Genomic DNA, 23,613 nt, shown 5'->3' with positions numbered 1-23,613 from the left:
GGTGTGTAAGGGCGCGGTCCCTGTGGTGGGGGCGCGTTGGAGGAGACCTCAGTGTGGAGGGCACACGCCATGGAGATACCACCCCTGTCCGAGCGACCCGTGAGCCAGGAGGAGGAAGAGGCCTTCCTGCGTTCCATTCAACCCCGGCGAGGCCTCTTTGGTCGTCGCTTCATCGGGCCGAGGAGATGGCGGCCGGGCTGGGCCTGGCTCCCGCGCGTACACCACCGTGGGGAGGGTGGGCCTGGTGAGGGTGGCGCCGCCTTCAGCGGCGGCACCTCGGGTGTGGCGGCGTGGTTGCGGGCTGACCTGGTGGATTGGGGTATCCGCATCGCCGTCGTCGTGTTGATCGTCGCGGGCTGCTACGCCGTCTACATCAACGGTGTCGCCGAGGGCTGGTGGCGCGCCTGGGGCGAGAAGCCCACCGCTATTCCCACGCGGTCTGCCATGTCGGGCCGGGCTCCCACTCCCACAGCGACCGGTTCGAGTCGGGCCCCCATGTCGGGCGGTTACCAGGTCGGCCCCGACGGCGTCCTGGTGCGGCCCGCCGAACACGCCGCCTCCACCTACACACTGCCCGAACTCCCCCAAGCCGCCACAGAAAACAGTGAGCGAGGAGCAGAAGCCGCAGCCGAACACTACCTCGCCCTCCTGGTCTACGCATGGAACACCGGAGACACCACACCACTAGCTGACATGTCCGACCCCAGCTCCGAATTCGCGAATACGTATATCACGAACATCGGCGACCTCTACGACGGTGGCTGGTCCTATGGAACATCATCTAGGGTTACGGACGTTCTTCGAGTTGAACCGGTCCCTGCAAATGGGACCGATGTACCCGAGAATTCTATTCTCGTTAAGTTCCATATCACTTCCGTTGATGGAATCAAGTGTCACGGACTCCGCACCAAAGAACAGACGGACGAGTACGGATCAACGCTGTCCATAATTCTCACGTGGAGAAACGGAGGGTGGAAGGAGATTCAAGGGAGAGTGATCCGCGATGAGTAGACGACACAGCCTCTTCCTATCCATCCCAACCCTAGCTCTGACTGTCACACTCGCACTCATGCCACGAATCGCGCACGCAGAGCTACCGTGGGATTCAAACTTCGATGCAGCGATTGAAGATGGTAACGCCACCGTGAGCGGCTCAATCGGCGGACGCGAATCCACGCCCGGCAATGGGTCGGGTAATCATGTTCCTTCTGATGACATTCCTGCTCTCACGAACTCTGCTGAGGCGAGTCCTGAGGCGCAGGTGTATGCGGCGGATGACAAGTGTGATGGGAAGACGATGCACACGGTCACGTTGCCGGATGGGACGGAGTCGGCGCCTTTCGCGTGCGCGCACATCACCCGCAGTGGCACGCCCGAGTCTGCAGGAGCAGTGCCCACGACACGGGAGATCCTCTACTACGCGGCCGCCACGATCCACGCCGACGGTGCGGGGCTGCGTAAGCGTCCCGAGGGGGTGTCCTACACGAACCGGCGCATCCCCACCCTGGTCAACGTCACCCACCCCACCCAAACCCACACCGTCACCTTGCTGGGGAGAGAGGTCACCGTGACCCTCACAGCCCAGGAATACACGTGGGACTGGGGAGACGACACCCCGGGCACAGTCACCTCCTCACCAGGAGCAGCGTGGGAGGAGGGTATGGACCCCAACACCGACCCGACCCTGATACGCCACTACTACAAGGCGCCAGGCGGATGGAAGTCCTTCCTCGACGGCCCCTACCCCAAGGCCACACGCACCATCACCCTGACCACCACATGGGCGGGCACTGCCACCAACCCCTTCACCGGAGACACACAAACCATCAACGGCCTGGTCACCACCACCGAAACAACCGACCCCTTCCGCCTTGACCACCTCATCATCAACAACACCGACACCGCAGAAGAAAAACAAGGCCACTAAACACGGCAGGCACCACACCCCAGACCAGGTGGGAACCCAGGGCCACGCTGCCGCACCTTCTTGGGCGTCGCGTGAAACCCAGACCGCCCCCGCCACCCCTTGTCTGGCGCCGCGTGAAACCCAGACCACCCCCGCCTGAAGAAAAACACCAATATCCGGCGATTCACGCGAAGCAGGGGCGGTCATGGTTTCACTAGCCCATCCAACACCGCAGACAGGGGTGGCTCGGGTTTCACTACTGGCCTGTGCGCGAGTTGTTGGCGGTTTGTTTCTGCGGGGCGCGTCTTCGCCGAAGAGTTCGCGCTCCTGCGGCTGGACCCAAACCAACAACCATCCGTCCTAATACACCTTATGGCGCTAGCTGCTTTCTGACGGAGCCAGGGCGTGAGCGCGCGGGGCGAAGCTGGCATGTCTTAATGCACCTTATGGCGCAAGGTGCTTTCTGACGTGTCGGCAAGACCACCATGGGTGTCGTGGTAGACGGGTCTTAATGCGCCTTATGGCGCTAGGTGCTTTCTGACTTCAAGCCAAGACGATCTTCCAGCAGGCTCGCTTGAGTCTTAATGCACCTTATGGCGCTAGGTGCTTTCTGACAATCCCGCTGACAGTATAGTTAGCCCTCCGTACAACAAGTCTTAATGCGCCTTATGGCGCTAGGTGCTTTCTGACTCAAGGACAAGTACAAGACTGCGGGCGTAGCTTCCGAGTCTTAATGCACCTTATGCCGCTCGGTGCTTTCTGACCGAAATAAACGACTGGGGGCTCTACCCCCTGACTTTCGAGTCTTAATGCACCTTATGGCGCTAGGTGCTTTCTGACCGCTAAGAGCCAGTCGCAGGTTCACATCATGCTCAATGAGTCTTAATGCACCTTATGGCGCTAGGTGCTTTCTGACGACAAGCTATATGGTGTCACTACTGGTGGCGGCGATACAGGTCTTAATGCACCTTATGGCGCTAGGTGCTTTCTGACCGGTGACCCGACGATGACCGCGCATCTACTCAACGGTCTTAATGCACCTTATGGCGCTAAGTGCTTTCTGACGAGTTCAACCAGGCTCTCCTGCAGCTGGGTTTTGAGTCTTAATGCACCTTATGGCGCTCGGTGCTTTCTGACGTCTTCATCCGCGCATACGCATTCCGCGTTGACTGGGGTCTTAATGCACCTTATGGCGCTAGGTGCTTTCTGCCCCGACTACGCCGACTGCGTGAACGAACCGATCATGTCTTAATGCACCTTATGGCGCTAGGTGCTTTCCGACCGCCCAGGCAACCGCCTCCACCCGCGCGTACAACACCGAGTCTTAATGCGCCTTATGGTGCTAGGTGCTCTCTGACTTGAGGAAAACGGCGACAAGGAGTCCACCACCGGCAGGTCTTAAAGCACCTTATGGCGCTAGGTTCTTTCTGACCATATTCTCACATTGCTCGCAAAATTCCGTTTTGTCCCCGTGTCTTAATGCACCTTATGGCGCTAGGTGCTTTCTGACGCTGTTGAACGAGATGCAACACTGGTTGCCGCAGAATAAGTCTTAATGCGCCTTATGGCGCTAGGTGCTTCCTGGCAGAAGGGGGCGAAGCATCAGCACCGGGACGCCGAAGAATCGTCTTAATGCACCTTATGGTGCTAGGTGCTTTCTGACTCAGGCAAACACAAGGCGTATGCGTCGATGATGGTGTCTTAATGCGCCTTATGGCGCTAGGTGCTTTCTGACTTGTTCGATCCCGACAGACAGGGACAATCTATTCGGTCGTCTTAATGCACCTTATGGCGCTAGGTGCTTTCTGACGAACAAGATCATCCCCCAGGTGGTCGGCATTATCCAGCGGTCTTAATGCACCTTATGGCGCTAGGTGCTTTCTGACATCAAAACCTATACGTTTGGGAAATCAGACAACTTAGGTCTTAATGCACCTTATGGCGCTAGGTGCTTTCTGACAATCATAACTACCCACACGTTTGTCGGTAATCTCGCCGCGTCTTGATGCACCTTATGGCGCTAGGTGCTTTCTGACGAGCTGAGCTTGACGCCCTCTGGGAAGCCGTCGAAGTCCGTCTTAATGCGCCTTATGGTGCTAGGTGCTGTCTGACCGAGAGTTCCGCGAGATGCGGCGCCGTCTGCTGCTGTCTTAATGCACCTTATGGCGCTCGGTGCTTTCTGACTTGCTAACGCGCGTATTAGTGTAATGGCAGAATTGGTTGGTCTTAATGCACCTTATGGCGCTCGGTGCTTTCTGACGAGGAGGCGGGCATGAACGAGTGCCGCGTCTGTGGAATGTCTTAATGCACCTTATGGCGCTAGGTGCTTTCTGACGCGACAGTGGGAAAAGGTCAGTACCGGCGTCGGACTCTGCGTCTTAATGCACCTTATGGCGCTAGGTGCTTTCTGACTCAAGAATGCTACTGCTAAGTTCGTAGACTGGCTTTCGTCTTAATGCACCTTATGGCGCTAGGTGCTTTCTGACACAATGTCTACCGTTACCTACATCACCGACAGCAACGCCGAGTCTTAATGCACCTTATGGCGCTAGGTGCTTTCTGACACGCGAAGGGCAGGGTGTGCACCGGGTCCTTCTCGTGTCTTAATGCGCCTTATGGCGCTAGGTGCTTTCTGACGGAAACGCAGAACCCCCACCGGTGGATCGCACCGAGTCTTAATGCACCTTATGGCGCTAGGTGCTTTCTGACTTGACCGAGTAGATCACGATTATAGTGGATCGTTCGAAGGTCTTAATGCACCTTATGGCGCTAGGTGCTTTCTGACTGCAACAGCGATGTACACGCAGTCGTTTACGACCTCTGTCTTAATGCACCTTATGGCGCTAGGTGCTTTCTGACTCGGTGACGGCTGGGATCAGCGTCCACCGGATGGGCGGTCTTAATGCACCTTATGGCGCTAGGTGCTTTCTGACTTCAAGACGGCGTTCAATAGCGCGGGCCTGATTCGTCTTAATGCACCTTATGGCGCTCGGTGCTTTCTGACCTGTCCAGGGAACAGCGTCCAGGTACGCGGCGTTCACGTCTTAATGCACCTTATGGCGCTCGGTGCTTTCTGACCTCCAGCCAGGCCGCCGTCATGCGCGACGACCTCCCCGTCTTAATGCACCTTATGGCGCTCGGTGCTTTCTGACACGCACGTCTGGCTGGCGTCCGATGGTCATTTGTACTTCGTCTTAATGCACCTTATGGCGCTCGGTGCTTTCTGACGACCTTGCCTCAGTATGGGACGAGATCGAATTCGTTTGGTCTTAATGCACCTTATGGCGCTAGGTGCTTTCTGACGTGGAGACGCCTCACCGCAGTCACCTTCTGGACCGTCATCGTCTTAATGCACCTTATGGCGCTAGGTGCTTTCTGACGCGCGTAACGGCCCCGCGCGGGTTGGGCGGCACTGTCTTAATGCACCTTATGGCGGTAGGTGCTTTCTGACCCCAGAGGCGTGATGAACGGGCGCGACGGTGGATCGCGGGTCTTAATGCACCTTATGGCGCTAGGTGCTTTCTGACCCGCAACCGGTAAGTTCCTGAAGGTCACCACTGACCAACGTCTTAATGCACCTTATGGCGCTAGGTGCTTTCTGACAAAGGGTATGTTACATCAAAAATCCTTAGTGGAAGTTCGTCTTAATGCACCTTATGGCGCTAGGTGCTTTCTGACTCAAGGAGAACGAGCTCTACGCGATCCACAAGGTCCGTCTTAATGCACCTTATGGCGCTAGGTGCTTTCTGACCGACATCGTCAAGGCGATGTCACTCAACCTGCAGGGCACGTCTTAATGCACCTTATGGCGCTAGGTGCTTTCTGACAAAGTAGCGCAACGCCTTTCGGGTGCTGACTTTGACGGGTCTTAATGCACCTTATGGCGCTAGGTGCTTTCTGACTCGATCCATTGGAACAACGAACCTGGTCCAGACGCGTCTTAATGCACCTTATGGCGCTAGGTGCTTTCTGACATCGTCAATGGGTTGACGCTAAATCCAACGAAATAGTTGTCTTAATGCACCTTATGGCGCTAGGTGCTTTCTGACCCGAGGACCTCGTGCTCGACACCCTCCAGAAGGTGTGGGAGGTCTTAATGCACCTTATGGCGCTAGGTGCTTTCTGACGCAGGAAAGTCCCGACATGTGATGCGCAAGAAAATCTAGGGGCCTTAATGCACCTTATGGCGCTAGGTGCTTTCTGACGCCGAGGAAGTCGCTAACGCACTCTACAGTGTTGTTGAGTCTTAATGCACCTTATGGCGCTAGGTGCTTTCTGACGGAATTCGACGATTCTGAAGATCGCAATCTGATGTCTTAATGCACCTTATGGCGCTAGGTGCTTTCTGACTCGGCGGCCTCGATCGTGCCGTCGGCTGCGAAGTCGCGGTCTTAATGCACCTTATGGCGCTAGGTGCTTTCTGACTGCCCGGCGTGTCGCACCCCCTGTGACCAGCAGAAACGCCACCCCGGATCGCCAGGGGCCGAGAAAGCACCCGCCCGACCCGCAAGCACACGGCCAGAATAGCAGGGTTTTCGTTGCAAATCCTCACATCGCCACGGACGCGCCAAGAAGCCGAACCCGCCCCGGAAAAACCGATCGACATCGGCGTGTCGCGGCTTGAGCGACCTAAATGCTTGTACGGTAACCCTAAAGTTGATGCTCCGGAAGGTATGACAATGACGCAACCTGCCACGGCCTCGTTCATGAGGGACGCAAGCACCCCCGACGCGCTCACCCGCGCACGCCGACGCGTTCTCACCAACAGCCCGGGAGACGCCGACCAGCACGCTCTCACCGACGAAGAGCTCCGCGAACTGGCCGATCCCGATTGGACCCCGCCCCGCATCGACCGCCTCGACGCCCAATCCCTCGAGTGCGCAGCCCCGCCGCTCCGGGCGCTCCTCGCCGAGGCAGTCACCGATCCGCTTGGCCGCCTCCTCGCCCTCGAACGCCCGCACGGCAGCTACGACGACACGCCCGATGGCCACGAGGCCTTTACCCGACGCGTCACCGCCGACTACGACCACGGCAACCATCACCTCGCCCGCGCCACCATCCGCCACGCACACCCCGAGCAGGCGACGCGCGCGGGGCTGGAATGCCTCGGACTGCCCGCAGACGCCCTCCCGATCATCGGCGAGCTCGCCGACGCCTCGAACCCCGCCGATCCCATCACCCGCACGCTCACCGACGCGGCCCTCCTCGACCTCGACAGGCACGCCACCTGCCGAGGCATCCTCTACTCCCGCGTCGCATCCACCCTCATCCTCGCCGCCCCCAGCGAAGGGCGCCTGGGCGAGGCCATCGATGCCGTGGCCAGCGCGGCCGTGATGCTCGGGATGTGCATCTGCGACCTCGCGACCCAGCACGTCGATGCCGACGCGACCCTCGCCAGCATCGGCATCGACCACGTTCCTCCGCCCGAGAAGAACCAGCCCTCGGACCTGGCCGACCGCATCCTCTACGTCGGACGCGACGGGGCACGCGTCCACGTCAAAGCCGGGAGGCTCCTCGTCGACGGACCCGCAGGTATCCCCGCCACGAGCCTGCCGAAAAACAACGTCAGTAGAATCGTCCTGTCGGGAAACGTCGGCCTCTCCGCGGGCGCGCGCTCCTGGGCCATGCGCAGTGGCATCGACGTCGTCTGCCTGTCACGCCGCGGCGCCTACCAAGGCGCCCTGGTAGGAGCGGGGAGGGGAACGCACGCGGCTCGCCTCCTCGCTCAGAGCGACCTCACGCGCGACGAGGAGCGGCGCGTTGGCCTGGCGGCCGCCCTCATCGGCTCGAAGATCCGCGGACAAATCCACGTGCTCACCCGCATCGCCAGGCGCGACCCGGGCCTCCACCTCGCCGACAGGACCGCCCACATGCACCACTGGCGGCGCAGCCTCGCAGGCGCACGCACCATCAACGACATCATGGGCATCGAAGGAGCCTGCTCCACCGCCTACTTCGACGCCCTCGCCGCGTGCGTCCCCGCCGACATCCCCTTCGACGGGCGCAGCCGACGCCCGCCGCGCGACCTGCCCAACGCTGCGCTGTCATACGGGTACGCGATCCTCCTGTCCGAATGCGTCGGAGCGCTCCACGCCGCCGGACTCGAACCCTGCCTCGGCATCGCCCACGCGCCCACCGACAAACGCCCGAGCCTCGCCCTGGACCTCATGGAGGAGTTCCGCCCCCTCCTTGTTGACCAAACCGTCCTGGCACTCCTGCGCACGCGGAAGCTCCGCCCCGAGCACGGCGCCATCGAACCCGAGAGCGGAGGAGTGTGGCTGGGCGCGGAAGGAAAGAAGATCCTCGTCGACGCGTACGAGGCCGCCTCCCAGCGCAGCGTCACCGGAGCCCTCCCCGGGTACTCGGGGTCGTGGCGCAGACACATCACGCACGAGGCGCAACTCCTGGCCCGCGCCATCACCGAGCCCGACTACCAGTGGAGAGGAATCGCGTGGCGATGATCTACGTCATCGCCTACGATATCGCCAACAACCGGCGACGGCTCAAAGTCGCCAAGATCCTGGAATCCTGGGGATACCGCATCCAAGAATCCGTGTTCGAGCTGCGCCTCGACGCCGACTCACTGGCCCGCGTGCGACACCTGCTCTCCGCCACCATCACAGACGCCGAAGACGTCATCCACATCTACCCCATCTGCGCCTCCTGCGCCGACCGCGCCGACATACTCGGCGCGGCCGTAGCGCTCGACGACGTGGGGTTGTGTCGCGGGGTGTGGTGAGGGTTAGCGAGTGTGAGGTCTGAACATCCCAGGGCCTGGCTTGGGGGCCTTCGGTCGTGCAGCTTGTGTCAAAGAGCCGTCTGAAGTCACCGTTGGGCTGGAACCTTGAGATGGAAGTGACCCGCCCTTGGGTGCGCACGAAGACTGTGGAAGACTATCCTTGCTATCCTCTTCGAGGGTGAGCATCTCGAAGTTGAAATCCTCATCTCTAATTCGACTCTTCTCATACTCAGTGAAGTAACTGATAATGGGTGATAGGCCTCGCCTCTCGGGGCGGAAAGTGGAAGGGCTGTAGGCAACAGGGTCCTTCGTTGCGCCCTCGTCGCACTTCCATCCATACGCAGAACGGACGAATGCGCGCACAGCCAGCGACTTCTGCTTCGAAATAGCTAAGGGAAGCGCCCGTTTGATGAGAGCCAGCTCGGCAGCGAGACTCTTCTGCTCTTCGTTGGAACGTGTGGTCTCCTCAAGGCTTAGCACACCCTTTAGGTCTCTATAGCTGCTTGCCAACGACCTAGAAGTCGCGAGCGTGAGAACCTCAGCGCGAATGCAGACCGCCCCGAGCCCCAGCGGCTTCCCTAATCCCAGATGGAAGAAACCGTACTCTCCCTCCGCTCTTTGGGGGATTGGGACAATCATCTCAGGATTCAGAAGCCAGAGGATAACAGACAGTTCCTTCGCGCTGAGTCCTTCGAAACGTAACGTGGATTCAAAGTTCGCTCCCGACTCTATGAACGAGCCGACAAGTACTTGAGAGCTACTCAATGAGCTGCTCGGCTGTTTGTCGCCCAGAATGCCTGCTCCCCCGCGTGCTAGAAGGAAACGGTGGGTCGGATAGGTCTTTCTGATAAGAGAATGTTGTTCAGTGAAGCACTCAGATCGTTCTATTTCGAAGACTCCTGAGCCGTCCACATGCCGTAGGTATGGCTGAGCTGTCCACGGCTTTGGTTCCGCTAATATGGCCGGAATCCAACCCTCACCGCCTTTTGAGCGTTGAAGATATGTTGTTCCGTTTTGGGGCAGTAAGTGGGCGTTAGCCAAGTAGACTCTTCCTTTAAATGCTGACGAAACAGTATCGCCTGGATCCTGCGCAGCAAACCCCCACAGGCGGTCAGCGGCAGACGTTTCCGCAAGTGACCGCGCAGGGTTGATGTTTCCGTTCTCTGCTAGCCGTGATGGGGAGAGGCTTCCCGGAGTGGCTGAGCGGCCCAACTGGGAGAATGCTACTTCCCACTCTCCGTTCGAGCGCTTTCGTACAAAGACAGGCACGCCGGGTTCTTGTCCGGCCTCATCAAGTAGAAACTCGTAGACATTTTCAGGAGTTAGGTTCGCGCGTAGGTCTTCTTTCTTCGCCTTGCGCTCAATGTACTGAATTGCCCTATTGATGAGGGTATGGTGAGCACCCTTACTTGTGGCGGGATTGTTCGCAATACGTGCTGCTTCCAGTATTGTGGCAACGAATGGACTGCTGGCGTCAAGCTGAATGTGTTTGGGGTTGGGAGTTCCTTTATCTGTGTAAAAGATGTACTCGTTGTACTTTGTGGTCATGAGCCTGTCTTTGGGCTTCAATTCGCCGGTATCGGGAACTGTTGTTAAGCGGACGACATATCCTTCACATTCAATAGGCTTTGAACTATTTGGTTCTAACGACTTTGAGGTGCACAGGTTGGTGTTATTGATCTTGGATACGATCAGCTTATCTCCGTCTGGACGTTTCTGTTCGAAAGCTTCGAAGAAGCTCACCTTGCTGAGGTGAGGAGTGTCTATTCGGAGAGATTTCAGTAGTTCGTTGACGGCTTGCTTTTCCTCGGGTGTGTGCTCGATTTTCTGTCTCTTTGTGACTGGATTGTTCTTCTTGTCCAGCTTAAGCCTACCGTTCCTATCGTGCTGCTCTACCACCTGGAATCCCCCGAGAATTGGTCGTTCGGCGCCGGGGGGCGTGAAGGCTACTCCCGCATCGATCGAATCAGGGAGGAGGGCGCACTGCTGCAAGTGAATGCTCCACTGGTGACCATTGTCTCCAGGCGTTACTCGCAGGAATCCGGTTTTCCAGGGCGGAAGCTTATGTTTCTGCCACCTTTGAGGGTGGTCAGTCGTGTAACGGAACTGGGCCTGTCGATGATCGTCGCCAAACACCCTGAAGCGAGACTGAGTTACTTCTTCGTAGGCGGAAGATAGGACGCCTTTGAGTGAGGTTGCAGGAATGATCGCGTCCGCATCACTGGTCGCTCCCTGAGAGTTGCCGCTGGCAGAAGGAACGACAAGCCTACCAGTCTCATCGCGCCAGGCGGTTATCAAAGGTGTCTTGGTTTCAATTGTGAGCTTGAGCGTCCCGGAGTAGGAATCCTTGCCAAGATGGTCAAGGCACGGCGCGCCTCCATCTGCGAAGAATGACTCGCCGCTTCGCAGGGTCGGAATGCCATTGTAAGCGTGATGAAAGCGGCTCATTTTTTCCACTCTCCCGTGAATAGTTGATCGGTGACTGTCGTGTTTCCGTATGTGCTTTCCTCGGTGATGAACTCGATCGCGTGCATCATTGGAGGTTTCGCATCTTCTTCGAGCGGGCCGCGGCGCGGATCGTGTTGCATGTAGGTGATTCTGTGGGCGTATCCGATGGGGGAGAACGCTTCGTCTGCCGATACCCCGCTCTCGGAGCCTGCAGGAGAATCCGGTGTCACTGACAGGAGCGTCAGCTCACAGGACCCCACGCCGTTCACCCAACGGAACTCGTGTGCGAGCCGATCGGCGGCGACGTCGTCGGTGATGACCTCCCACACGCGTGCCTCGTACACTCGGGAAAGGTCAAAACCCTCCGGGGGGGAGACCACCAGTGTTGCGTTGTCGATCTTCAGGACGCGCCACGTCCCGTTTGTTGCCCACGCGATCCCTGCGACCGTGGCCTCTTCGAAAACCTCCTTCAGGACCTCAGGCAGTTTGGAGGCGTTAGGGACCTCGTTTTGGCTACTCTCCAGGCGGCAGGGGCTCGCGCTGGGCGCGCGGTCACAATTCTTCGGATCGTTCTCGGTCATTGGTTCTCACCTTCCACATCAGCAGGGACACCATTTGTCGCGACTGCAGGCTCTCGGAGATACTCGGCCCATCCCGTGTATCCCTCTCGACCGCCGGGTTCACCTCGCAGATATGCCAGGAGAGCGTGCGCCGCGTTCTGTGGAACGGCAGGGCCCTCAGCGTCGTGCGTCGGCCACAGCGTCTCACTCGCTGGAGCGGTGATGATCGTGCCGTCGGCACCAGACACACTGATGCCGGTGACCTCGACCTGGCCGAGGCCTCGCGTCGTCTTACCGCCGAGGGGGAGCGTACCCGCGCTGAGTTCCGCCAACGCGAGACCCAGGAGGCACCACGAAGCCCGGGTGCGCCCCTTCATCGCTTCCTCCGACAAGCCTGTTCCCGCACAGTCAGTGCGCACGTTGCGCAGCAGCTGGGCCGGATCAACCTCAATGATGATGTCATTCCACTGAGCGTGCGGGTAAACGATTTCGAAGAACAACCCGCCGTTGATCACCCCGCCCGTCCAACGGTCAATCGCATTGTGGGGGATCTTGAGCCGGTCGCCGAGATCGATTGTCGTGCAGTCAAGGACCCTGATCGCACCCCGATACTCGGTCGTGCCAAACATGTAACGCACGAGGCCCGGATCATGGGCAAGCTGCTCGTGAATATCCCTGGAAAACCTGCCCCCGCCCGACCCTGGAGCACCTGCATCCTCGGTTGCCTCCGCATGGAAACTATCGCTCTCTGTTGCCTGACCCGTCGCGTACAGGACCGTTCGCGCGATCCTTGAGCAGCGTGCGCGCAAGGCACCCCGAATTGACGTGCCCGGCAACAGGAGCGGATCGCTGCAATTCTCGTCATTCAACGTTGACGTCTTTGCGCGGAGTGGCAAAAGTACGTTGCTGTCGTCCGTTGCCTGCACATCGTGCACGAACACTCCCGTCGGAGAGCCCCATTCAATCGTGAGGCGCGTCGGGTGAATCCCGTTGGTGGAACGGGAGGACTCCGGTTGACCCGTCTGCGGGGAGGACACGCAATTGTCCCGGATGAAGGAAATCGCCTTCTCCTCCAGTGTGCTCCTGCCCGTCCCGCTAGAAACTTCGACGCCCAGCTTGCGTAGGACTTCCCACAGGATGTCTCTGGCGTACGTCGCCCGTTCCCTCCGCTCGGTTGCGCAGTCGCCTCCGGACACTGCGGGGGCATAGATCGCATCAACACCGGGTGCCCCATCTGGCAACCCGCCGAAGGATACCCGCGAAACCTCGATCGAGCCGAGGCCTCCTCCCGATCCGCCTCCAAGCGGCAGAACTCCCTCGCACAGGTCAACGACGGACAAAGCTAGGAGAAGCAGAGCTGCGCGTAATCTCCCCTTAACAGCCTCAGACTCGCATGGGGAAGCATCGTTCTGCTTCTCCGCTAGAGTAGCTACCTCCGAGTCGCGCAGAATGTTCCGACACAGCTGAGGGTGATCGACCTCGATCCTGATTGGTTTCCACTTCGCGTGCGGGTACAGCAGTTCGGCGTAGAGCGCTCCATGAGCCGCGCTGCCTGTCACCCGGTCGATGGCGTTACGCGTCAGCTTCAGGGGGCTGTTGCCTCCGGACTCGGACAGGTCACCTTCACAGTCATCTACCCGGACAGCCCCTCGGTACTCTGTCGTCCCAAACAGGTATTGGGAGAGGGGTGTTTCTTCGGAGTTCGGAGCACTCTGCGCGTTGCTTTCGATGCGTGCACACCTGGAGCGGAGCACGCCTCGGATCGAGGTGCCGGGAAGCATCAAAGCAGCGGTATCCCCTTCCGCCTGAATTGGGTAGGAGACTTCGCCATGGGTTGTTAGAAACGCGTCGTCTTCTTTCGGCCCGATGTTCTTGCGCCAGTTGCGCAACGGCGCAGCAGCAATGGTCTCCTTCTCGTCAGAACGGATTCCCTTGGGTCTGTGCATTCCGACAAATAGCCCCGACGGAGCGTCCCACTCAATCTTGATAGATGTCAAAGCGTGGTTGTGGGTGAAACTACGCGGTGGCTCCAGTTGAGCAACTTCTGGTTTTCCGACGAGCGAGGACAGAACACGTGTTGGTTCATTGCCTTTCGACGTCCTAGCGGGGATGGAAACCTTCTCGTAGGCTATTTCTTCCTCGCGGAGTTCGACGCGTCCCCACCCGGACCCGGTCCTGCCCCCCAAGCTGATCATGTCATGCTTGATGAGAGTCAGGATTGCCTTTAAGGCTCGCACAACCAGGTCGGGGCTCGCAGGCTTGGTGCCGCCCCCGCTGCCCCCCGTACCGTCATCCGTGGCCTCGGCGCTGATACGAATGTCGAAGGAGGTGCCCACCGGAAGGTACTCGTATGCGAAGAGCGCGCCGTCCTTGACGCATCCGGTTGCCGGGTCAATGGCGGTGCTCATGCGGTGGGGGAGTTCGCCGTCTATTCGCTCCCACACCACCGCGTGGTGGAAAGCGAGAGCGCTTGCCCGAAGGGACAGGGGATCATCGTTTTCTTTCTCGTGTTTTTTCTTGGAAGTACCGACTTCCCGGCGCATTTCCCCGCCCCACAGCCTCTTCAACTCCTCCTTCTTGAACCTCAGGGCTTCGGCGTGCTCCTCGAAAGCCGTGCGAATGACCCCTTTGATCGACCGTCCGGGGAGGATCGCCTCGCCGATACCGTTGCGTGCGAAAGCGTTGGGCTGAGCAGTGCGCCCGTCATCGTCGGTGATCGGTCGTTCGGGCACACTGTCGATGCCACCGGAGTGGAGGACCGATGCCACGCGAACGGGGATTGTCATGTCGTAGCGGTAGATGGTCATTGGCGGGTCTCCGATCCGCTATCCGTGAAGCACTTACTCACGGTCTTAATCAGTGGTAGTTTCGGCTTTCTCAGGGCATGAGAATCCACTTTGAATCGCCCATAGCCCTGCGGGGTGAGTTCGCCGACGCCCACGTGTCCAAGGGCCTTCAGCGTATCCAATTGCTCGGATGCGACACTGATGCGGATCACGGAACCCGCCTGGATCGCCAGTCGAGTAGCCCGAGGCACGTTGTCCGCCGGTGACCACGAGTCCACGCGGCGGTGCCGTATTGCCGTGACGATGTGCTTGCGGTTTCGGGGATCTGTGCCATCGTCGGTTCCTGATGGGCAGGGTTCCTCGTCTTGCTCAGGGCACGGAAGTCGCGAATCGCCGCCACTGCTCTCTTGAACTGCCTGAAGAGAGATCCCGGCGCGCCGGAATGCGAGTTCCAGGTCCTTAACGGTGCCGCCCGGTCCTAGTGCGCTTGAGCGAGCCAACACGTCGGAAATGAACCACAGAGACACTTCGATCAGGTCACGGGATGATACCGATGCATCGCCGGACTTCGTCGATCCTTGAAGCGGAGACGGAGTGCTTCCCACACGTCTGAATTCTTTGCTCAAGGTGCAGCGGGCGCGCCCGAAGGTACCCGTCAGTTTCCGGGATCCGAGCAGCGCTTTCTCTTGGGTGATTTCAAGGTCGAGCTCGACGGTCTGTGTCGAACCCGAAGAAATGGCATCTTCTCCGGTCACGGTGGGTCGAAGGACTGCCAATAGTCGCGCGGACACGACAACCGAGCAACGCAGACGCAGGCCAGCGGGGAGGGCGCGTACCAGGAACAGACTGGCGTCCTTGGCGGCCCCGGTGCTCGAATCGATGGCAGTGGATTGCCGCCCGATAAGCGTGGGCTTACCCACCCATCCTGTTACCGATACGTCCGCCCCATCGTGTTCGTCAGGCTCGTCGCTGGAGAGGGGGAGGAATACGTAGCGATTGCGTAAGGGGACTGTGTTGCGCCCGCACTCCTGGGCAGCGATGGGAATGTGTCGGTTAAACAGGGTACAAGGCTTCTTCTTGCTCGATTTGTCTTCAGGATCAACGTCTGTAGGAACCTTCTCCTCCTCAAAAACAAAGGGAATCGGAAGACCCGGTGTATCCCGGTAAACCGGCAGGGCATCGCCTATGCGCAGATCGCCGCTGACGATCGCAGAACCGACAAGGTCATCGTCGGGGAACTTCCTGCGTAGCAGCCCGTGCAGCCAGGGGACCAACACCGTTCCGCGCAGGAAATCCAGGGATCGGACCTCGTTGGAGAAGGGGACCTCGTAGGAGACGACGGGGGAGTCAAGCACGATGTCCAGGGTTGCCTCGTACCAGGTCGCCCCTGCCTCGTCGCCGTCGCCCGAGGGCATCGTGACGTCCAGGCGTTTGCGCTCCTTCGCTGTCAGCGGCAGGGGCGGGACCTGAGACAGCGGCTTTCGAGCGAGGCCACGCAAAGCGCTCGCAACGGCCACGACATCCGCCGTCGTGTACGTGAAGTCCTGCGAGGACGCGCCGCTCTCGCGCGCAACACTCTCCTTGATCCTCGCGAGAGCGTCAGCGGCTTCGCCATCAAGCTGGCCATCCGCCATATTGTCTCTATCGGCGACCGCGACCGTGCACTCGCCGTCGCCTCCGCTGCGGCCCGAGCCGATGCCTCGGACCATGAGGCCTGCGACCCCCAGGAGGAAGCGCGCGGCGTTGACCGTCGCCGGATCGGAACACACAGCGCCGGCCTCGTCAATGAGAGTGAACGAACCCGTGAGGATGCCGGCCGCCGCACGCTCCGTGAAGCGCAGGAACTGGTCGCGCGCCGTCCCCGTGGTGGGGTCGATGGACAGGGAGACCGTGTCGTGGACGGGCAGGTACGCGATGGGTGAGGCGTCCGTGAAGACGACGTGGCGCGGGTGGGAGTGCGGACCCGGGGAGAGGTCTGGGTGTTGGCCAAACAGCCACTCGGTGAAGCTCTCCCACGGCCCCTTCTGAATGTCAGGCCCTCCGGAAGCGTCACGCGAGCCGGAAGCGTCGGGAGTTCCCGCCGCGCTGTCGAGCGCTCGGGCGGCGATGAATGCCTGCTCGCGCAGGACTCCCGCGATGACGGTGCCGCGCACGACCGGCTGGCCGTCGCTGCCGCGCTCGACCGTGGAGTGGGTGCGGCCCGCCTGGCCCACCCCCGTGGACACACCCCAGTCGGAGGTGAACACGATGGTGACGTGGCCGCTTGCGGCTGTGTTGTTACTCGTCGTGGTTTCAGCGCTCACTTGGCACCTCCTGCGGTGGTCGCGCCTGACGCCTCGTCGGAAGTGCTCTGGCCGTCGGCGTCCTGGGCTATCCGGTGAGCGGCATACCCGTCAGGCAAGTTCTCGGACAGGTCGATCAGGTCCAGGAGCCACCGCACCTGCTCGACGCAGTCCTCGGTTGGCTCAACGGAATTGGCGAGGCGCGCCTGGGAGGGCAGCGCCGTCAAGCGCTTGACGAGGCCTTTAGCGCCAGATGCGTTCTCCTGGGCGTCCGACCACTCTGCGAGGATCGTGCAGATTGGATGCTTGCAGCGCTTGGTCTTCCTATCCTTGTCCTCCCGGGACTCATCCGCTTCGATCTCTTCGCGCGGCGCGAGCACCCTCTCATCGGCTTTGAGGACATACCCCAGGCATGCGCGCGGCGTCTTATCCGCCTTGTCCGCTCCGGCTTCTTGCGCGAGGAGCTTGACGATGCGATTGGCGCGTGCGCGCGGGAACGGTTCTGAGCGCGCCACGTCGGGGGAGTCTGGATCCCTGCCGTTGAAGGCGGCGACCGCTCGGAGGATCCTTTTCCACGGGTCCCGCGTCTGTGGCACCCCGTCGGAAGCCGAGGCCGTGGTTGCGTCCCCGATCCGCTCCGGCGCGTAGTGGCCGACCAGGAAGGGGCGCTGCGTGCGGCCCTCGTACTCGTCCAGCGTGTCCTGCGGGTCGAGGACCGTCGTGTCGCGCAGCACGTGGAAGTCGATCGTCGAACAGGGGGATGCCCCCGGCTTCTTGCCGAGCTTCTTTCCGCGCGACACCAGGCCCTCCGCCAGGTCGTAGGCGATGTGAAAGGGGAAGTTGCGTCCCACGATGGCCGCACCCGCCGAGGCCGTGAGGGGACCAGGTTCTTGAACGATGTAGTCTTCAAGCCTGAAGCAGTCCCGCTCAGGTGCATCGGTCTTCTTCCCGCCTGCAACGATGGCGAGAACCGACAAGAGACTATCGTCCTTCGTGAGCTCCTCGTAATGGCGAATATAGGCCTCAGCGAAGGGAATCGCATAGCGCCCGTCCGTGTAGACCGTGACGTCATCGCCGCCCACGAGAACGGGCGCGATGGGAACGACTGTATCTGGGGTCAGTTCCTGAACGTCATACCTCGACAGTTCCTGAACGTCGTACCACGACAGTGCGATGGCTTCCTTCACGACATCGTCGAGTCTGCGATTCACCTCCATGATGAATGATTGCAAACCACTGTTTTGCTCAGTTGTTACTTCATCAGAGATCGTGCTGACTCCAATTTTCTGTACCGCACGATGGGCAGTGCCGAGATCACGCATGATCGCGCCCACGCCATTGCCGTCGATGTGGATGACACCGACGGAGGACAGCTCCGGGAGAGGCTTCGTGGCCCCGTCCTCGTCAGACACATCCTGAAAGGCCCTCTCGAGCTGAAAAGGGTCCTCGTTCAGGTCCGCGATTCGATCTCTGACTTCCTCGTCGCTCAGAGTTGAATCCTGGCGCTCGATAACCTCTTTGAGCTGCAATTGGCGCGCCGAACGTGACCACGCGCGCTTGACTCGCGACGGAAGCGACAGGGACCGATCCTTGTCCTTTCCTGTCTGCGTTGGGACCTGACCCTCGTCGTCCGAAAGAACCGGAACCTTGAGTGAGCGACTCGCGTATTCGCGGATCCTGTCGAGTTCCTCATCCGAGAGTGGTGCTGAGGCGGGGAGCGCCGACTCGTCCGCCCTTTCCAGGAACGGGAACTGTGGGAAGCGTGCCGCCGCTGGGCGGCGGTTCAGCGAGTACGCGCTGAACTCGCGATCGAGCCTGTCCAGGTCGGTGGCCACGACCCGCTCCTGGTCCGTGGGGATGAACACCCCCGTCACGTCGAGGCCTGGGGCATCGGTCAGCGCCCGGAGCGTCACCTCCCTGATCAGGGTCCGCGCAAGGGCTTCGGGGACGCCGTCGTCCTGTGTGAATCGGACGATCACCTTACCCGAGGAATCCGAGACCCAGAAGGAGGAGGGGAGAACCTTCTTTCCCTTCTCGTCGGTCTTGACGGAGGGAACCTTCAGGTCGAAAGCGGCCTCCTCGACCCAGCGTGAGAGGAGCGTGATTTCGAAGGAGGCCCCGATCTGCTCGCGCAGTCGAGGCGAGGAGAAGATGAAGGGCTGATTGCTGTTCGTCTGCAGCATGACGAGGGCGTTGGTCATGGCGTGTTACCTCCTAGCGGTTGTTCCGCGGTGGCAGCGTCGTCAGGAGTGAGTGAATGTCGCTGAGGACGCGTCCCTGGGCATTGACGATGGTGCTAAATCGCCTCTCCTTGAGGTGCTTCGTGATCGCAGCAGAATCATCGAGCTTTCCGACGGTGAGCACAATGAGTGCCTGAGAATCATCAATGTCTTGAATAATCTGTGTGAGTTCCTGCTCGGCGCGATTAAGCTTGGTCGCTGTCTCTAGATCAAGTTCCTTCCGGGGTTTGTTATACCAGTTGAGATCGAGCGAGACCACGACAAGATCCGCTTCGCGAGAGACGGTGGACTGATCTAGAACAATTTTGTTCTGTATGAGTGCGGATCTTTGTAGATCCTCTTGAATTCTGTGAGAGAAATCCGGGTATCCGAGTAGCTGAATGACGCGTTTGGAAAGGCCATGTGAAAGGCGCTCGTTGTAGTTTTCGAGTACTCTGTCTGCGATTGTTGTTCCGACCAGTGCAACGACGATAGCTCCGATTATTGTATAGATGAACGGAAAGATGAATGTCGTTGCCACGTCATGCCAGGTTGGATCGTTGAATTGAGTGAATAGAACTAATGTCATGACGAGGGTCATCGTTAGGGTGATGATGATCCCGATGTAGATGTGCCGTTCTTTGTTCATGACGTTTGCTCTTCCTTATCGCTTTGTTCTGTATCTTCAGTTGCTTCGTTTGCGTCTTGATGAGGAGTTTCCATGATGAGGAAAGTGTACGTCGTTGACGCTTTGCTGTGTGTGCACATGCATGGCGAGAAGATGAAGCCGGCGACAGAAACTGTAATCAGCAGGGCTAGCAGGGGAAACAGAAAGAAGCATGCTATGCCGTGCCAAGTTTGGTTATCAAATTGGATGAACTCGATAATAGTGATCGCTGTGAAAAAAGCGACAACAATACTGGTGGTAATTGAGTGTCTGCGTTGATTAGTCATAGAAATCTCCGAATGGTCTTACGCCGCGACCGCGTCTATGACGCCCATGCCGTAGCTGGTGTGTGAGCCGACGTTCGTGTAGGCCGAGAGGGCCATGAGGCGCGAGAAGACGCGGGTGGCCTCGGCCCCCTCGACGCCGCTGATGCGCAGGCGACCCTCGTGGGCCGGGATCCTGCGGGAGGACAGGCGCCCCTGCTCAGCGCTGCGAGGCATCCCCAGGGTGACCATCGAACTGCGCGTAAAATCCTGCGTCGCCAGCACGCTCGCCATCTCGTCCCGGTCAATCCGTGGGGGAGCGAGCCTCCTATTCCACGCCCACCACCGCTGCTGCAGGCTCGTCGCAATCGTGGCCGGAGTCAGGCCCGGCACGTGCTGACCTCGCGACGAAAACGTCGTCGGCGTCACCAGTCGCACCTCCCACGCCGTGTCCTCGTCGCGCCCGGCCAGCTCCTCCCACGAGGCCTGGGCCACGATCTGCCCATCCATCGCGATCAGCGTCGCGTCCTCATGCGTGCCAGCCCCGATCCGCATGACGCCGCCCCACGACAACCACGCGTCCAGCGTGTCGAGAAGGCGATCGTCCAACAGGCGCACCTCCACCCCAAATGTCGACTCGGAGCAGCTCAACTCACCCAGCGAATAGGGCTTCGGTACCCCGGCCCCGTGCGCCGGGCGGCACGCCAGATTCGCGAAGCGCGCCGCGCGCCCGGGACTCACCCCCGGCGGCAGGTCCAGCACAGACGCCAGGGCGGCATGCAGGCGGCGCGGCGTCGCGGGCACCCCATCCGGCGCGTCGAAGCTCAGGAAAATGGATGATGGCATCGATGCCTCCCACCACTGGTGTGTGACTGACGTTACTGACCGTAGCACACATGATTCGTTGTTTCATCCGCAAATGTCAAGCTCAACATCCGGTGTGACAACCGGAGAAATGCCCATGGTTGCAACGTTGAGCAACGAGATTACCCTCAGTAACTTTTCAGTTTTGAATCAGTGTCTAATGATCTGGTCGGTAGGTTCCGGCACCCGGCGCCGCCGCCCGCGAAGCCCCACCATGACAGCTTTTCGACCGACGCTGTCGGGGTGCCCCGCGAGTTCGCGTCGCCGTGGCGCCGCCTGGCCGCGGTTGACGGTCAAGCATTTCCGACCCGCGGGTCAAGATTTCTTAAAATGTGAAACCGTCTGGCAGGTTTGTCGCAATCCTTGACACGATAGGAAGACGGCGCACTGTGCGGATCGGCCCAACGGCGCGCCCCTATCAGTACAGAAACGAGGATTGATAATGCATCAACGCTCATGGAAGACCCTCATCGCAGGGGGAGCCGCCCTCGCGGCAGGCCTGACGATGACCGCGCTCGGCGCCCCCGCCCACGCGGCCGGCGTCCCCGGCATCACCTCCGAGGCACGCGCCCGCGACGAGGTCATGAACTACGCGGTCAACCTGCCCGCCGACGCCTCGCGCTACACCTTCAACGCGGCCGTCTCCAAGGCCTCGGAAAACGGCGTGGTCCTGGCCCAGTACCCCGAATTCAACGCCTTCTTCGTCCAATCCGTGAAGGCATCCTTCGCCCCCGACCTCGGCAAGAGCCTGGTTGACGCCGGCATCTCCTACCACTCCATCGGCCCCACCCGATACAAGACCGTCACCGGCGACGAGGTCCGCACCGAACAGCCGCAGAACACCCCCGCTGAGGCCGCAGCCGTCTCCGAGGCAGCCAGCACTCGCACGACCGGCCTGTCCGCCGACTCCCAGCTCGCCGACTTCACCCCCGACGAGGGCGACGCCAACGCCTGGGGCCTGACCGCCATCGGCTCCATCGAGGCCCAGCAGGTCGACGTGCCCCGCGAGAAGGTCACCGTCGCCGTCATGGACACCGGCCTCGACCCCGACCACAAGGACCTCAAGGACCGCATCGACGCGTCCCTGTCGGTGGGCTGCCAGGTCAACGGCATCCCCAACCAGGACCCCTCGGCCTGGAAGGATGACCACTACCACGGCACCCACGTCGCCGGAACGATCGCCGCCTCCCACAACGCCTACGGCGTGGACGGCGTCGCACCCGACGCCACCCTGGTCGGCATCAAGGTCTCCAACCTCGCCGGCTCCTTCTACCCCGAGTACGTGGCCTGCGGCTTCGACTGGGCGGCCGATCACGGCATCGACGTCACCAACTCCAGCTACTACATGGACCCCTACGCCTTCTGGATGCCCAGCGAGGGCTCCCAGGCCGCGGGACTCGAGGCCGCCTCGCGCGCCATCCGCTACGCGAAAAACCACGGCGTAGTGAACGTCGCCGCCGAAGGTAACGACAACGACGACCACGACAACCCGACCATCGACGCGGCATCCCCCAACGACGTTGAGGGAGCCGCCCACGAGCGCGACGTCCACGGTGGCATCGACGTTCCCGCCATGCTCAACGACTCGGTCGTCTCCGTCGCCGCCCTCGCACTGCCCACCGGCACCAACCCGGCGACCGACCCCCTGGAGCGCTCCAACTTCTCCAACTACGGCAAGAACTCCGTCGACGTGGCCGCCCCGGGCTCGCGCATCTGGTCGACCATTCCCACGTGGAAGAGGGAACCCCCCTTCGCCTACCTGTCGGGAACCTCGATGGCCTCCCCGCATGCCGCCGGTGTCGCCGCGCTGATCAAGGAGATCCACCCGGACTACACGGCCGACGAAACCATCGACCTGCTCAAGAAGCAGGCCGGCTACACCTACGACCGCCTCGCTGCCCCCACGGACGGCAAGGAATACCGCGGCGCGGGCCTCGTGAACGCGCTGGCAGCTGTCCTCAAGGACCAGCCCAAGCCGACCCTCGGAGCGATTGAGTACTCGCGCGACGGCGCCACCGACTGGAAGCCCCTGGCCGACGCGCGCGTGTCCGGCACCATCTACGTGCGCGCCACCGTCACCGGCCCCGTCACCAACGTGACCCTTGACGTGGCCGGCCTGGCCACCGCGCAGGGCAGCGCCGACGGCTCCTTCAACGGCGCCGTCACCGTCGCGACCGGCCCCGTCAACGTTTCCTCCCTGGCCGGGGCCTCCGCCCAGGAGAGCGCCACCCTGACCGCCGAAGGCCGCAACAAGGATCCGCGCGCCGACGACGACGTCACCTCACCCGTCCACTTCCACGTTGACGAGTACGTGCGCGAGGGCGGCGCCTGGTCCAACGGAGCCAACGGCTGGAGCTACTGCTACGCCGACGGCTACTGCGAGCACAGCGGCCACGCCACCATCGGCGACGCCGACTACTACTTCAACGAGGCCGGCATCATGGTCACCGGCTGGGTTCAGTACGACGGAGCCTGGCACTGGATGAGCGCCTCCGGCCGCGCCGGAAGCGGCTGGCTCAACGACCGCGGCACCTGGTACTACCTCAACGCCGGCGGCGTCATGGCCACCGGCTGGGTCAACGACGGCACCGCCCGCTACTACCTGGACGACTCCGGCCACATCGTGACCGGATGGGTCAAGGACGGCGGCACCTGGTACTACCTGAAGGCCAACGGCCAGGCCGCCACCGGCTGGACCTACGTCGGCGGCTGGTACCACCTGGGCGCCGACGGTGCGATGACCACCGGCTGGTTCAAGGACGGGGACACCTGGTACTACCTGGACACCGCGTCCGGGAAGATGGCCACCGGATGGGTCCGCATCAACGGATCCTGGTTCCACTTCAGCTCCTCGGGCGCCTGGCTTGGCTGATCGCCCC

At 60.8% G+C, this 23,613-nt stretch carries 13 protein-coding genes and 1 CRISPR repeat array; of the genes, 5 read left to right on the top strand and 8 right to left on the bottom strand.

What is annotated here, in order from left to right; all coding sequences use genetic code 11:
* Window positions 1-69 precede the first annotated feature (69 nt).
* From HMPREF9006_RS03500 to cas2, 4 genes are all read left to right on the top strand, one after another.
* Entirely contained in the window at window positions 70-1,011 is a 942-nt protein-coding gene (locus tag HMPREF9006_RS03500) for a DUF6318 family protein (protein WP_009212158.1), read from the top strand.
* A 58-nt stretch (window positions 1,012-1,069) separates the two neighbouring features.
* Window positions 1,070-1,927 (top strand): hypothetical protein, encoded by an 858-nt coding sequence (locus HMPREF9006_RS11065; protein ID WP_009212157.1) that lies wholly within the window; start codon window positions 1,070-1,072, stop codon window positions 1,925-1,927.
* A gap of 336 nt (window positions 1,928-2,263) precedes the next feature.
* A CRISPR array of direct repeats spans window positions 2,264-6,331; the repeat unit is 37 nt; unit sequence GTCTTAATGCACCTTATGGCGCTAGGTGCTTTCTGAC.
* 254 nt (window positions 6,332-6,585) lie between these two features.
* Complete coding sequence (gene cas1, locus HMPREF9006_RS03490) at window positions 6,586-8,367, top strand: CRISPR-associated endonuclease Cas1 (RefSeq protein WP_232209816.1); 1,782 nt, start codon at window positions 6,586-6,588, stop codon at window positions 8,365-8,367.
* Window positions 8,364-8,645, top strand: coding sequence for a CRISPR-associated endonuclease Cas2 (gene cas2, locus HMPREF9006_RS03485; RefSeq protein ID WP_009212155.1), 282 nt, complete (start codon window positions 8,364-8,366; stop codon window positions 8,643-8,645). Before cas1 ends, cas2 begins: the two co-directional genes overlap by 4 nt.
* Before the next feature lie 3 nt (window positions 8,646-8,648).
* Here the strand turns inward: cas2 and HMPREF9006_RS10255 are convergent, their stop codons facing one another.
* The 8 genes from HMPREF9006_RS10255 to cas6 are packed head-to-tail and all read right to left on the bottom strand — an operon-like array spanning window position 8,649 to window position 20,716.
* A complete protein-coding gene (locus HMPREF9006_RS10255) occupies window positions 8,649-11,093 on the bottom strand; it encodes an RAMP superfamily CRISPR-associated protein (RefSeq protein ID WP_009212154.1) in 2,445 nt (814 codons plus the stop codon).
* Complete coding sequence (locus HMPREF9006_RS03480; RefSeq protein ID WP_009212153.1) at window positions 11,090-11,674, bottom strand: hypothetical protein; 585 nt, start codon at window positions 11,672-11,674, stop codon at window positions 11,090-11,092. The genes HMPREF9006_RS10255 and HMPREF9006_RS03480 overlap by 4 nt, the downstream gene beginning before the upstream one ends.
* Window positions 11,671-14,460, bottom strand: a complete 2,790-nt coding sequence (locus tag HMPREF9006_RS03475) for an RAMP superfamily CRISPR-associated protein (protein ID WP_009212152.1) — start codon at window positions 14,458-14,460, stop codon at window positions 11,671-11,673. The genes HMPREF9006_RS03480 and HMPREF9006_RS03475 overlap by 4 nt, the downstream gene beginning before the upstream one ends.
* Window positions 14,457-16,742: a CRISPR-associated protein gene (locus HMPREF9006_RS03470; protein WP_009212151.1), complete on the bottom strand. Its 2,286-nt coding sequence runs from the start codon at window positions 16,740-16,742 to the stop codon at window positions 14,457-14,459. The genes HMPREF9006_RS03475 and HMPREF9006_RS03470 overlap by 4 nt, the downstream gene beginning before the upstream one ends.
* Window positions 16,739-18,922 carry a hypothetical protein gene (locus HMPREF9006_RS03465; protein ID WP_009212150.1) on the bottom strand — a complete coding sequence of 728 codons (2,184 nt, stop codon included), beginning with the start codon at window positions 18,920-18,922 and terminating at the stop codon, window positions 16,739-16,741. Before HMPREF9006_RS03465 ends, HMPREF9006_RS03470 begins: the two co-directional genes overlap by 4 nt.
* Window positions 18,923-18,935: 13 nt before the next feature.
* Complete coding sequence (locus HMPREF9006_RS03460) at window positions 18,936-19,589, bottom strand: hypothetical protein (protein WP_009212149.1); 654 nt, start codon at window positions 19,587-19,589, stop codon at window positions 18,936-18,938.
* Window positions 19,586-19,894, bottom strand: coding sequence for a hypothetical protein (locus HMPREF9006_RS10530; protein ID WP_156794385.1), 309 nt, complete (start codon window positions 19,892-19,894; stop codon window positions 19,586-19,588). Before HMPREF9006_RS10530 ends, HMPREF9006_RS03460 begins: the two co-directional genes overlap by 4 nt.
* 18 nt (window positions 19,895-19,912) lie before the next feature.
* Entirely contained in the window at window positions 19,913-20,716 is an 804-nt protein-coding gene (cas6, locus tag HMPREF9006_RS03455; RefSeq protein ID WP_009212148.1) for a CRISPR system precrRNA processing endoribonuclease RAMP protein Cas6, read from the bottom strand.
* 460 nt (window positions 20,717-21,176) lie between these two features.
* Here cas6 and HMPREF9006_RS03450 point away from each other — a divergent pair, with 460 nt between their 5' ends.
* Window positions 21,177-23,606 (top strand): S8 family serine peptidase, encoded by a 2,430-nt coding sequence (locus HMPREF9006_RS03450; RefSeq protein ID WP_009212147.1) that lies wholly within the window; start codon window positions 21,177-21,179, stop codon window positions 23,604-23,606.
* The last annotated feature ends 7 nt before the right edge of the window (window positions 23,607-23,613 follow it).

The sequence above is a fragment of the Actinomyces sp. oral taxon 180 str. F0310 genome (assembly GCF_000185285.1).
Lineage (GTDB): Bacteria > Actinomycetota > Actinomycetes > Actinomycetales > Actinomycetaceae > Pauljensenia.
This window is presented reverse-complemented; position numbering and strand designations above follow the sequence as displayed.